Source organism: Candidatus Nitrospira salsa (genome assembly GCF_965152625.1).
Genome location: NZ_CBCUCO010000004.1, coordinates 13,285 through 25,762, shown reverse-complemented (window position 1 = coordinate 25,762; position 12,478 = coordinate 13,285). Strand labels below are relative to the sequence as shown.

12 protein-coding genes and 1 tRNA gene are annotated in these 12,478 nt (G+C 47.8%); 5 read left to right on the top strand and 8 right to left on the bottom strand.

The genetic code is table 11. The annotated features are described in order from the left end of the window. Window positions 1–784 precede the first annotated feature (784 nt). The 3 genes from ACWQXP_RS14105 to ACWQXP_RS14095 form a co-directional block, all read right to left on the bottom strand. On the bottom strand, window positions 785–1,042 hold the full coding sequence (locus ACWQXP_RS14105; protein WP_454063523.1) for a hypothetical protein: 258 nt from the start codon (window positions 1,040–1,042) through the stop codon (window positions 785–787). 793 nt (window positions 1,043–1,835) lie between these two features. Beyond that, window positions 1,836–2,198 (bottom strand): helix-turn-helix domain-containing protein, encoded by a 363-nt coding sequence (locus tag ACWQXP_RS14100; protein WP_454063522.1) that lies wholly within the window; start codon window positions 2,196–2,198, stop codon window positions 1,836–1,838. A 241-nt stretch (window positions 2,199–2,439) separates the two neighbouring features. After that, the gene (locus ACWQXP_RS14095; protein ID WP_454063521.1) at window positions 2,440–3,420 is read right to left on the bottom strand and encodes a transposase; all 981 of its coding nucleotides are present in this window, start codon (window positions 3,418–3,420) and stop codon (window positions 2,440–2,442) included. 113 nt (window positions 3,421–3,533) lie between these two features. On the opposite strand from ACWQXP_RS14095, the gene ACWQXP_RS14090 reads away from it, so the two are divergent. The 4 genes from ACWQXP_RS14090 to ACWQXP_RS14075 all read left to right on the top strand — a co-directional run bounded on the left by ACWQXP_RS14090 (window position 3,534) and on the right by ACWQXP_RS14075 (window position 6,208). Continuing rightward, entirely contained in the window at window positions 3,534–4,313 is a 780-nt protein-coding gene (locus ACWQXP_RS14090) for a cyclase family protein (protein ID WP_454063520.1), read from the top strand. 686 nt (window positions 4,314–4,999) lie between these two features. Beyond that, window positions 5,000–5,275 (top strand): hypothetical protein, encoded by a 276-nt coding sequence (locus ACWQXP_RS14085; protein ID WP_454063519.1) that lies wholly within the window; start codon window positions 5,000–5,002, stop codon window positions 5,273–5,275. 308 nt (window positions 5,276–5,583) lie between these two features. Beyond that, window positions 5,584–5,811, top strand: a complete 228-nt coding sequence (locus tag ACWQXP_RS14080) for a CopG family transcriptional regulator (RefSeq protein WP_454063518.1) — start codon at window positions 5,584–5,586, stop codon at window positions 5,809–5,811. Then, window positions 5,795–6,208, top strand: a complete 414-nt coding sequence (locus ACWQXP_RS14075; protein ID WP_454063517.1) for a type II toxin-antitoxin system VapC family toxin — start codon at window positions 5,795–5,797, stop codon at window positions 6,206–6,208. The genes ACWQXP_RS14080 and ACWQXP_RS14075 overlap by 17 nt, the downstream gene beginning before the upstream one ends. Before the next feature lie 346 nt (window positions 6,209–6,554). Here ACWQXP_RS14075 and ACWQXP_RS14070 read toward each other — a convergent pair. Further along, a tRNA-Gly gene (locus ACWQXP_RS14070) sits at window positions 6,555–6,629 on the bottom strand. Between the two features lie 667 nt (window positions 6,630–7,296). Here ACWQXP_RS14070 and ACWQXP_RS14065 point away from each other — a divergent pair. Then, entirely contained in the window at window positions 7,297–8,619 is a 1,323-nt protein-coding gene (locus tag ACWQXP_RS14065; protein ID WP_454063516.1) for a UDP-glucose dehydrogenase family protein, read from the top strand. A gap of 50 nt (window positions 8,620–8,669) precedes the next feature. On the opposite strand, the gene ACWQXP_RS14060 is transcribed toward ACWQXP_RS14065, so the two are convergent. The 4 genes from ACWQXP_RS14060 to ACWQXP_RS14045 are packed head-to-tail and all read right to left on the bottom strand — an operon-like array spanning window position 8,670 to window position 12,377. Continuing rightward, on the bottom strand, window positions 8,670–9,341 hold the full coding sequence (locus ACWQXP_RS14060) for a HEAT repeat domain-containing protein (protein ID WP_454063515.1): 672 nt from the start codon (window positions 9,339–9,341) through the stop codon (window positions 8,670–8,672). 47 nt (window positions 9,342–9,388) lie between these two features. Beyond that, complete coding sequence (locus tag ACWQXP_RS14055) at window positions 9,389–10,159, bottom strand: HEAT repeat domain-containing protein (protein ID WP_454063514.1); 771 nt, start codon at window positions 10,157–10,159, stop codon at window positions 9,389–9,391. A 5-nt stretch (window positions 10,160–10,164) separates the two neighbouring features. Further along, window positions 10,165–11,250, bottom strand: coding sequence for a HEAT repeat domain-containing protein (locus ACWQXP_RS14050; protein ID WP_454063513.1), 1,086 nt, complete (start codon window positions 11,248–11,250; stop codon window positions 10,165–10,167). Window positions 11,251–11,285: 35 nt separating this feature from the next. Further along, entirely contained in the window at window positions 11,286–12,377 is a 1,092-nt protein-coding gene (locus ACWQXP_RS14045; RefSeq protein WP_454063512.1) for a HEAT repeat domain-containing protein, read from the bottom strand. Between the last annotated feature and the right edge of the window lie 101 nt (window positions 12,378–12,478).

Sequence of the window (12,478 nt, the reverse complement as noted above, 5' to 3'; positions counted from 1 at the left end):
AGCAATTTGGTATTCGAGCGAATCGGTATAACTGAAACGGCTATAAACGCCCTCTCTAAACGAGAGGGCGTTTTTACGTGGAGTAACAATGTCACGTGAGACGATGAATTTATACTTTGATCATAAGGTCGCGTGTAGAACGACTTGTTGGGAAGGGCACCGCTCTATACTTCATCGAATTGTTTCATTCGATGTATGGCGAGAAGTATTATTTGGAATCAGAACATTGTTCCTCTTGGCCTTCCTCGTAGTTAGACAAGAGGCTCGATTCTGGCCAGGGGATACGAACGTACTTGCCACACCGGAGTTCAATGACAAGAGGGTGTGATGATTCAGAAGGGCTGGGATTTTCTTCGATTAACGCGTTATGGGTCTGGCTGTCTTCAGGCAAGTGAGAGGTTGTAGCATCAGAGTACTCAGGTGTGTTGGGAGAGAAATTATCAGGAAAAAGAAGTGGAGGTTGCAAAAAATTGAAGTTCCGCTTTTTAAAAGTTGGTTTTTCCCGAGGAATCTTCAACGCCTTATGAAGAACCCTGGGTGCCCTTGGTTGAGGTGCAATGCCTTTGGTAGTCGAATGTGATGGGCGAGCTTGAGAATTATTCCGGCCAGTTTGGGATGAAATGATTCCACCCTTTACAGATTTTCCAACAGCAGTTGCAGACTCTAACAACACTCCCCAACTGAATAGTGGAATCATAAAGATGAGAAGTTTTGTGAGCCTAGAATGGTATCTCATAAGAAGAACCTGGCTATTAACAGTTGTATGTTTAGGAGCAAAGCTAAATTATTCTCCGCTCAAGACGCGAGCGCTGTCAATATCGGGTTGTATTTCAATGCCTGTGGTCCCCTGTCCGTTATTTCCTCCAGCCTTTTGCGAATGAGCTTCCTTGTCAATACAGCCGCTTCCCCGGTCTGCCAAATCTGTATGGGGTTTCGGACACGATCGCTTCTTTCCTATGTGTATGCGATATTCCGAATAAATAATAAGTATACGGATTGGCGTGTAATTTGTGGTTATACGCCAGACGGGATAAATCATCATCGCTGTTTCCCTCCTCGCCTAATCCCTTTCTCGTGGGTTTTGGAGTTTCGTCATCAGTGCCTTCTTTGGCAGGGTCATACATATTTAGAGTCAGTCATGTGTTGAAAAAATGATAGAAAAATGGTTGTGAGTCGTTTATTCATGCGCGGAATTCAGAGTTTAGCTGGGGAAGTGTATGAAGCAAGCAGCTTGACCTCCTCTTCCATCTCCTCGACTCAGTTCTTTGACCTTGATGCCGACATGCGCTTGTTTCTAGATCGTGACGATTTGGATTCGCTAAATAGAGTTCGTTTCATGTGAGCCTCCTGGTATATTCTGCCAGAAAACTCTACTGTTACTTGTCCTCGATTGGAGAAGACTAGACAATGGTTGAGGATGACCATACGTCAGAAAAAGGAGAATGTCCCCTTTTCCAATTTTTGGAGTCGCTACATTCAGTTCAAAGAACCATTTTCGAAAATCTTCATTGACTTCCTCTCTGGGCACGTCAGATTCCAATTCAAGGAAGGCAACATCAACCGATCGATTATGAATCTCCGAAAGTGAAGGGCAACTATGCATAGATTTTACTCTCCAAATGAGAGGCTCGCGACTACGATTCACAATCTGGATAGCGATCACTCCAAAATCGGAATTTTGATCAAGTTTTACGTCGTGGAATCTTTGGTCAAAAGGCTGTTCAAGAATGTGTGTAGCGGTCATCGCAATATTACGTCCTACTAAAAATGCTGACCCGCAAGGATCAAAGTGTCCATTTTTAAAAGCAGCAAGCAATAGAATATGGTTCCAGACATCAGTTTTTCTTGCAGCCATAGCTCTTTAATATCCAATGGTGTTGGGTAAGAGTCAAGTCTAGCTTTATTAATTTTAAGGGATTTTGTAACCGCTGTTCCTTGGCCAAGTGTGCTTTAAATTGACGAATACTACTGCTCGCGCTGGCATAATGCTTCAACCCAAATCGCTGGGCAATCTCTTTTAATCTCATGTCTGCCTCTTGTTGACACAAATATATCGCGAGTCCCCGGGCCGGGTTGCTTGACGTTCGCCCCCTTTTCAATGTCCACACGCTCTTCGGTTTTACATGCAGACGCTGACAGACCACCTCGACTATTCGTTTAACCGTTGGCTTGACCCGTGCCTCTCGCAGATCTGGCACATCAATATCTTTAGATCGTAGTTTGAGGGAATGTTTAAACGCATCACTTCCCAGGACTGGAGGCTGTTTGCTTTTCGCATAGTAAAAGGGGTCAAGGCACTTGCTTCACAATATGTTTGATCACCTTGTTTAAGCGAACGGCGAATTCTTTTTCAGCTCGTTTCTTCGTTCGGACTTGGTGAGTGATAAAACTTACTGAGCCAATATGACGTAGCTGGAAATACTCCGCAATCAAAAGGGGTCAAGACACTTGCTTCATAATATGTTTGATCACCTTGTTTAAGCGAATGGCGAATTCTTTTTCAGCTCGTTTCTTCGTTCGGACCTGGTGAGTGATAAAACTCACTGAGCCGATATGGCGTAGCTGGAAATACTCCGCAATATTCTTGAGTTGGAAATCTGCCAGCTCCTGACACAGGTACATCGCAAGTTTCCTAGCTTCATTACCTTTTTGTGGGCCTTTGACGACTGTGGTGAGTTGCTCTGGCGTGGTTCGATACGCGTGAGCCACGCCCGTGACAATAGCGTCCATGGTCAGACTTGGCAAGATGACCTGCCCTTTCTCTTCTGCTTCAAGATTCGGCAATAATTCGTCATAAACCCAGGCCTTAAAAGGCTGATCTCCCATAATGGCTGCCCGATTATTTCGATGGTAAAAGTGGACGGTTTCTTCATCAACCCCCTCCAGGACATAGCGGAGATAGGCTTGAGCCCGCTGTTTGGAGTCAAGGAGGTCATATATCGTATCCCGACAGAGCCAGGAGGGGGCCTTGGCTTGACCGATGTAGGCCTGGAAGCTGGACCATTGGAAATTACTCAGATTTGTGACCAATGGCCGTTTGCAGTCAAGCGGGTTTCGATGGATATAGCGGGACACTTGGAGTAAATAGGCGTCTTGTTCCACCAAAATGGCTTTATACCGTCCTCGAAACAACGGGCCATCCGTGCGTTTGAGTCGGTTGTGCCGTTGGGTGTAAACCCCGTTAAGATGCCGCATGATGCGGCTAAGATTGGCTTTGGGAGTTTCCAGCAAGACATGATAATGATTGCCCATAAGGCAATAGGCATGAATCACGCCATGGAAGCGTATATGCACCTCAGTCAACGTGTCGAGAAAGGCTTGATAGTACTGCGCATCATGAAACACGGTGTGTCGGGCTCGGCCCCGATTCATCACATGATACACGGCATGATTGTAGGCAATGCGTTGGGGGCGGGGCATAGAGGGAGGGTAGCCGAGGAAATATCATGAAGCAAGCGATTTGACCCCTATTTCGGATCAGAAATTTCTTAACCAGGTTGCCATTTGGCTCGGGTTTCTATGAAATAACCGTCATGTTACCTCAGACTCCTATTTTAATTGCTATCTCGATGCTGCTCTGTGCTTCCTGCGCCTCTCAAGCGACGAAGATCGTGGACTTGACCTATGCCTTCGATGAGCACACGGTCTATTGGCCTAACAATGCTTCATTCCAGCGAGAAGACACTGCACATGGGTTGAACGCACAAGGAAAATGGTATGCCTCCGGCCAATTTTCGGCTTCAGAGCATGGTGGGACGCACATAGATGCTCCTAATCATTTTGCTTCCTCGGGAATGAGCGTGGATGCGATTCCCATAACCCGACTCTTCGGTCAGGCTATCGTGATTGATATCGAAGAGCAATGTATAAACAATCCAGACTACACACTGACCATTGCAGACATTCAGGAGTGGGAAGAGCAGTTTGGTCGAATTGAGGCCAAGACGTTAGTCCTTCTTCGAACAGGATGGGGGAAGTTTTGGCCGGAGACCATTCGTTATCTGGGTAGTCCAACTCCGGACGATCCAACGACTCTTCATTTTCCTGGCTTCTCGGGTGAGGCGATCAAATTCTTAGTTCATCAACGACACATCCGAGGCGTGGGTATTGATACGGCGAGTATTGATGCCGGGCAATCACGGGATTTTGCTGCCCATCGTGTCCTGAGCGAAGCGAACCGTTATGCTCTTGAAAACGTCGCCTCTCTTCAGGACATTCCGCCACGAGGAGCCACGGTCTATGCCCTGCCTATGAAAATCAAACATGGAACCGGAGGCCCTGTCAGAATTCTTGCGATCATACCCTCTCGATAATCTACTACTCCTAAAATGGATTAATCTGCTTGTTTGATAATGTCGCTCTTCATGACCTGGAAAAGGGGGACATTCAATTTTTATTGACACGCTGCGCCAACTGACTCTTTCGGGGTCCTAAACAATCGTCTACAAAGATGGTCTCAGGGCTACTAGAAATTTCATTACGAGGAAAGACCAGCTTTCAGGATACATTGAAAAAGTAGAATGTCTCCTTTTCCTTAATCTAATCCCTCTAATTGCCGGAGACACAGCCGACGTTTGTGAATTACGCAACAATATCCCCAATATATCAAAAATGAGATACTTGAAATTATTGAAGGATTGTGGCTCAATTAGGTCGAATTAAAAGAACAGAAAGATTGAGCGGTCCTAAGGCGTTGAGGGTAATCCTAGAGAAACAACGAATTCGAGTTTTTTGACCATACGGGCAGTGTCCGTGTCGAAGCTAGTAGAGCAGAATCCGACCGTGCGGCGGTTGGATACGCTGATAATCCGGCTCAACCGCGCGATCCGACCCAGCTTGTCTCTAACGCTCAATCGGGTACTTCGACCCTCCGCTACTAGGACGGGGGAGGGACGGTACCCAAACCGAGGAGGCGGCGCAGGTTTACGAGAGCGCCGGAGCAACCATGAAATGCAGGACCATCCTACGCGGTTTGGGATAAAACATAGGAGCAGAGACCATGAAGAACATCATGTGGACGCTGTTTGTGGCCAGTATTTTCGTGAGCGGGTGTGCTTCTTCAGAGACACTCGACCAGCTCGGCCACTTTAAAGCCGGGAAGCTGATCGCCTGTGATGCCTCGAGGTGGGTGAGCCCGCAGGAGGCTGTTGATCATACGATGACGTTTGCTCGCGCCCGCGAGGAGCTGCAGCATCCCGGCCAGTGCAACGAGGGCTGCCAGCGTGATCTCGAGGTGTGGCAACGCGGCGCAGAAAAAGGTTCAACCTGTAAATAGTTGACCAACCCACTGTGATTATGCCACCCGCTCAGTTACGTTTGGCAGAAAAAATGTAACATTCTGAGGGGGCCCTCAACCCACGGACACGCCATTAAGAGGCAGAAGCCTGTCGTTAAAACGCCTCGAGACTGCAATAGCCGAACGTTAGTAAATGGGGACATTCTCATTTTTTAAGGGCGCGTCGAGCTACTCTATTTATCCAGTCTCATCAATTGGAAATATGAATAAGGGTCGCAGTATGGAAGTTTTTTGTTTTCTGACTTTACGATCTTGCCTATGATAACATTTTGTCATAGAATGTTATCATGATGATTCGAACACAAATCAGCCTCACGAAGGAGGAGTATCAGACCGCGAGGCAAGAGGCGAGGCGTCTGGGAATCTCCCTTGCTGAATTACTACGACGGTCGCTCCGCACGATGCTTCCGGTTGATGGCGACAAACCCTGGATGCGCTATGCTGGACTCATTGAGTCTGGCGATTCACAAGCAAGTCAGCATATCGATGAGATCGTCTATGGGCACAAACCCTGAGGCCTATGTTGACACATCAGCCTTGATTGCCTTTCTCGATCGTTCGGATACGTACCATCTTCTTTTTTGTCGACTCTTTGCCGATCCGCCAAAACTTATCACGACTCCTTTGGTTGTTGCTGAAGGCCACGCGTGGTTTTTGAGGAGGTATGACCGCACTAGGGCTCTTCAGTTTCTCGCTATGATTGAATCCATGCGTCCCTTGAAGCTGGTCGGAATTGGTCCAAGAGAGCAAAAAGCTTCGACGGACATCCTGAGAAAGTTTTCCGATCAAGACCTTACACTAGTCGACGCAGCTGGTCTTCACTTGATGTCTAATTTAGGAATACAAAATTGTTGGTCAACCGATTTCCATTTAGGGTTGACCGGCATCCCGCTTATCATTCACAAACTCTAGCCAAGTCATACCGACACCGGCGACAGAGAAAATAAGGAAGATTTATTTTTAACCATCCGACTTCTACGGAAGAAATCAATCTCTTCGTTGACGCATATTAAAGAGGTAAACCCCTTTCGGATCCCCTCCCGGGAATTCATCGTAACATATAATATTTGTTCAATAGTTGCTAGAAGGATTGGTAGGTCGTGAACCGGTATTGAAATATTTGAGCCGAAAGGGGATTTGAATCGCCCTCCGTCGTCCGCTCGGCTAAGAAGGCCTCACCGACTCCCGCAGCAGGGGCAAGCCTACTTTTTGCAATCCCCGGTCGGGGCTTCAAATATTTGAGACTGTTTGTGGAATTTGGAGCGGGAAAGGGGATTTGAACCCCCGACCCTCGCCTTGGCAAGGCGATGCTCTACCACTGAGCTATTCCCGCTCTCTTAGATGCTTAACTGAGTCTCGATTCTAGTGTTGTGTCCTAAGGCTGTCAAGCTGTTGAGTCAATGGAGTTTTTCCTTCTAATGGACTTAATTCGTGCCCATTGTTTGAGACGGCTACTCATACACAATGTAACACATGATGGAAAATCTGGTATCCGTCCATTTAGAGATTTTGATGCGCCAGATTTAGGAGCTTGGACTTATTATCGTTTCAGCATATAATCGATGTCATTGACGACGTTGAACGCGAGGTCCTGTATCGCATTCTGGGTAATCTATTGAGAGTTGATTTGGTAGATATTGAAGAATAGAGCCGTCCCGGTTTTCAAAGTTTGAAGTGCTTATATTCGCTGTGCCAGCGAATCGAATCCATTAGACTTGAACGCCTTTATACCTCTACACCAAATGGATTATTAAGCCACAAATCGAAAGAATGTAAAATAACCTGCGGCCTTGAGTTCGACCATGTCCGAGCATACTTCTTTGTTCTTGTTTGGGTTCGCTATAGTTAGGAAAATACTACTTTATTCCGATAGATGAAAGTAAGAAGGGTTTGCCGGTGAATTCCGAGAGAGTTTCTTCCCTTCCAGCCTTGCGATAATACGAAAAAACCATACAATATCTGATTATACGTCTTCATTCTTAGCAATCGGAGGAGTCATCATGCATGTAAGTGTTATTGGAACTGGCTATGTTGGTTTGGTCACCGGGGCATGTTTTGCCGAATATGGCATTGATGTGACCTGCATGGATGTCGATTCCAAGCGCATCGACAAATTAGAAAAAGGCGAAATTCCATTTTTTGAACCTGGGTTAGCGGAGCTTGTGACAAAAAATGCCAACGCGGGACGGTTGCATTTTACCACCGACCTGTCGAAAGCCGTTGATGAAGCTTTGGTGATTTTTATTGCGGTCGGGACACCATCGAGAGATGACGGGTCTGCAGATTTGTCATTTGTAGACGAGGTGGCCAAAAGCATTGGCAGCCGTATGACAGGCTATAAAGTTGTCGTGACAAAGTCTACTGTTCCGGTAGGAACGGCTGAACGTGTCCATAAGTTAATTGCAGAAAATCAAACACGGCCTCAAAAGTTTGGAGTTTGTTCTAATCCTGAATTTTTGCGAGAAGGCTCAGCGATTGAAGACTTTATGCGGCCTAATCGTGTCGTGATCGGGGCCGATAGCGAGGCGTCTGTGGCGATTATGAAAGATCTATATCGGCCGTTGTATCTTATTGAAACGCCTATTGTGATTACCGATGTGCCGACGGCAGAAATGATCAAATATGCGTCCAACGTGTTTTTAGCCACAAAAATCTCGTTTATTAATGAAATGGCGAATCTCTGCGAAAAAGTCGGAGCAGATGTCCAAGTTGTCGCCAAAGGCATGGGGCTCGATCATCGAGTGGGTTCGAAGTTCCTACATGCAGGACCTGGGTATGGGGGCTCGTGTTTTGGGAAAGACACTGCGGCCCTTATTCACATTGGAGAAACGGCTGGCTATGACATGCAGGTTGCCAAGGCGACGAAACGGGTGAATGAACTGCAGCGAGTGCGTATGCTCGATAAAATTCGTGACGCATTAGGAACCGTTCAAGGCAAAACCGTCGCGATATTAGGGTTGTCCTTCAAACCCAATACCGATGATATCCGGGATTCTCCCGCATTAGCGATTGCCGAACAATTAATAAAAGAAGGGTGTACGGTTCGTGCGTACGATCCAGAAGCGTTAGAAGAATCGCTGAAAATGGTGAGTGGGTTAGTGGCGTGTCAGGACGCCTATCATGCCGCAGAGGGTGCGCATGCGCTAATTTTGGTGACTGAATGGAATCAGTTCCGGAGTCTTGATTTTGATCAATTAAAAACGCTTGTCAAATCTCCATGTCTCATTGATTTGAGAAACGTCTATGAGCCAGACCGGGTGGCTGAGCAGGGATTTTATTATGTGTCAGTTGGACGGCCGCCTGCCGGAAGCCGTCCTAGCTGAGTGTCGACATACAGAAAAAATCAGAATAATCGTGACGGGAACCTAATGACTTAGGTTTTGGGTTTGTACCCCATACGATCCAGCACTTTCATGATGCGTTTGGTGAGTTTAGGGTCTGCATCACCAAGCGCATCGGCCAAAGGCGCGACCGCTGGCTTTCCAATTTTTCTCAAAATCTCCGTTGCTGACTGTCGCATATCATCCTCTTCCGAAACCAGGAGAGGAATGACCTGAGCGACGGAAGGTGCCCCAATTTTAATGAGGGCTTCGTACGCACGGTGTCGCACGTCTCCTACCTCGTCATTGAGCGCTTCAACCAAGGGTTTAACCGATTCTTCGGCCTTGAGTTCTCCAAGAATTTCAGCCGCATATTTTCTATTCAACCAATGGGTGTCTGAAAGGTCTAATAAGGCGGCTTCCGCTTTTTGCACATTCGGGTCTTTGGCACGAATCCGGAATTGCTTGACGAGCCGTTTCCCGTCTTCTTCCATCACGCGAAGCGTTGCGCCATCTCCGATATGAATTTTTTGAAGATCTTCAAACGCCTCATCCGAGACGTCTAGTAAGACGGTCTTGCCGTCATAGGCCAAAAGTTCAACTTCGATCTGTTTGGCTTCAATATTAATCGCGGTCACATTTTCTGTTACGAGATTAAACCCATCCTTCTTGGTCCCACTTTTGGGGCCGATCTGGACAAGTTGTGCTGGGGATTCGTCTGCCATTCTTGCTCCTTTCACCCTCTTATGAAGAGATGAAGTCTATACAATGTTTATGATTTTGCGGAATCAGGAGTCCACCCAAAACTACTCAGGGCCCCTTCAGCGGTGTCTCTTACCATTTCGTTTTCATCTTCAAGTAACGGCACGAGGGACGTGACGACTCGCTTGTCCCCTAATCGTGCTAATGATTCTACCGCGTTTCGCCGAACTAACCAATCCTCATCGGCTAACGATTCAACCAATGGATCGACGCCGCGTGGGTCCCCGATTTTTCCCAAGGCTTCGGCCGCATGTCGACGGACGATCCAATTCGGCCCTTGAAGCTCTTGAATCAGTGCATCTGTCGCTCGAGAATCACCAATTTTTTTCAGCACGCGGGCAGCATCTTCGCGTAGCGTTGCATCCATCAGGGCATCAACAAGTGCTGGGACGGCTTCCGGGTCACCAATTCGTTCTAACGCCCAAACCGCCGCATTGCGTACGGCTCCATCTTTATCACCTTGGAGGGCTTTCATGAGGGGGGCCACTCCACGAGGTGATTTAATTTTTCCCAAAGCCGAGGCCGCTTGCTCTCTCACCATCCATTCTTCGTCTTCGGCTAAGGCTTCGATCAACGGCTCAATTGCCGGTTCACCGATTTGTGCGACCGCGCTGGCTGCAGCTTCTCGAACGACCAAATCGTCTTCCAAGAAGAGGTTGATGAGTTTTGGAACAGCCACTTCTCCAATTTCACTAAGATTCGTGGCCGCGTGATTACGAAGAGCTTCGTTGTCATCACGCAGCGAAGCCAGTAGTTGTTCAACGCGATTAGATTCCTCCATCGTTTCTATTCCTTTCCTGCCCAAGCTTCTTCATCCAATTGAGCGTCAAGGGCAGCTAATTTGTCAAGGATGATTCCTGAATTATATGAGATCAACCCATCTCGATCGGTTTTCAGCTTTTTAAATAGTTCCACGTGTGGCCGTAGCACTTCCACATCTTTAATCTTTTCCAATGCCTCTACGGCCAAGACACGAAGCGGACGGATGGGAATGATTTCGACGAGTAAATCGACAGTGCGCGCGTCGCCAAGAAGACCTAATGATTTTGTGGCAAGTTCTTTGACGCCAGTGTCGCCATCGACGCGAAGTCGTTCCATTAACGGTTCGACGGCACGAACATCTGAAATTTTTCCCAAGACGTCAGCCGCTGCCTCTCGGACAACCCAGTCGTCGTCTTCAAGATATTCAATCAGGATTTCAACCGCTGGACGACCGATGGGATGAATTTTAATGACGGCTTCTTGCCTAGCGCCTTCTCGTAACTCGGATTCTTCCACATTCGCGAGTTCGTTCATCACGTCATTAATCCGATCACGAATGGCGGTCAGTTTTCGAAGCGTCTCCATCGTGATATGGGAAATCGCAGGGTCAGCCATGGCGTCGACCAAGGCATCGGCTGAGCGTGGATCTAGAAGATGATCGAGAATCGTTGCGGCAGTCACTCGTGCGGGTTCTTCTGGATCATGGAGCATCTCTGTTAATGGACCGATGGATGTGGGAATAGAGCCAAGCAATTCCGTCACTGATTCTCTGTGACGCTCATCTTTGAGCAGTTTCACGAGTTCCGCGGCGGTGGGTTCATCTAAAATGCCTGCCATTTGTTCCAGCGATGCCATCGCAGCCTTGCTCACGGCCTCATTTTCATCTGCAATCATTTTGACAACGGGAATGCCGGCATGTGGATCTCGAATACGTGCGAGCATCCTGACGGCTTCAACTTTGTATTCAGGTGTGCCGTGAGCCATGGCTTCGATCAATCCGGCAACAGCTGGGGGACCACCTTTGAGACACGCAACGGTTGATCGCATGCGTCGCCAGTCTTCTTCGTGATTCAACTCTGAGATCAGTGTTTCTAATGTTTCTTTTGGCATTCTGAATATCGCAAATGTCTATAAATCATTCTTGGTTACAGCCGAATTTGTCCAGGCCTCCAGCCCAAACGAGAAAGAGTTTCTTTCACGTGAAACCGAATATTGTCGTCTGTTTCCGTTTTATACATCGCAACCAGTGGGGATACGGCTGTTTTCCCAAAGCGGGTTAACGCTTCGGCGGCTTCGACTCGAATGAGCGTGCTTTTTAGGCCTTGTTGAAGTGTGGGAATGGCACGTGCGTCACCAATTTGTGCCAGAGCTTTGACTGCTGCCTCCACCGGCGGCAGATCTTCCTGATACAAATTATCTTCGCATGCCGCCATTCGTCCTTCGTAGGCTTTCGTCACCAAACTGTTAATAATCTTCGTCAACGTGGGTAATGCTTCCGGATCGCCGATTTTCCCAAGTGCGGTAATGGCCTGGGTCTTCAATGTCGGCTGATCGAGAATCGACAAGAGGGGCTTCACCGCATGCAAGTCACCAATTTCACCAAGTGCTCGGATGATCTCTAGTTTGACAGCGGTGTCAGGGTCTTCAATCATCAGTTTAAGCAGAGGTTCGATGGCGGCTCGAGGTTTCAACAGAGCTAAAGCTTCCACACTATGAAGGCGAACCCTCCAGTCTTTATCTTTTAATAGGTCTAAGAGAGGAGAAACAGAAGCTTCACCTAAAGCGGCAATGGCTGCTCCTGCATCGTCTCGTACAGCGGGAACCTTGTCTTGAAGTAATAAAATGAGTGTGTCGATGGCTCGCGGATTGCCAATGTTGCCTAGAGCTTTGGCGGAATGGCTGCGTACAATCCAATTTGGATTGAGGAGCGCTGCAATGAGGGCGTCCACGACGCGATCATCCCCGATAGTGACGAGTATCGAGGCGGCTATTTCTTGAACATTGAGGTCGAGGTCTTGAAGTGAGTGCCCGAGAGCCAGGATTGCGGGTTCGCCTATTGCCGTGAGTGAGGCCGTGGCAGCCATACGGACTGCCCGATCGGTATCTTTGAGTGCCCGGATAAGGGGTGGGACACTACGTGGATCCTGAAAGTTTCCGAGCGCCGTGGCCGCGTCTTCACGAACACCCCAATCGTTGTCGTTGAGAGCAGAGATATGTTCGGCCACACTGTCTGCCATAATAAGATATTCCTAAGTAATATTTAGGCAAACTCAGAATCTGCCCCACGTCTTTCATGAATCGTGGAAATGCCATGAGAAGTCGGATAGCCGACTCACGT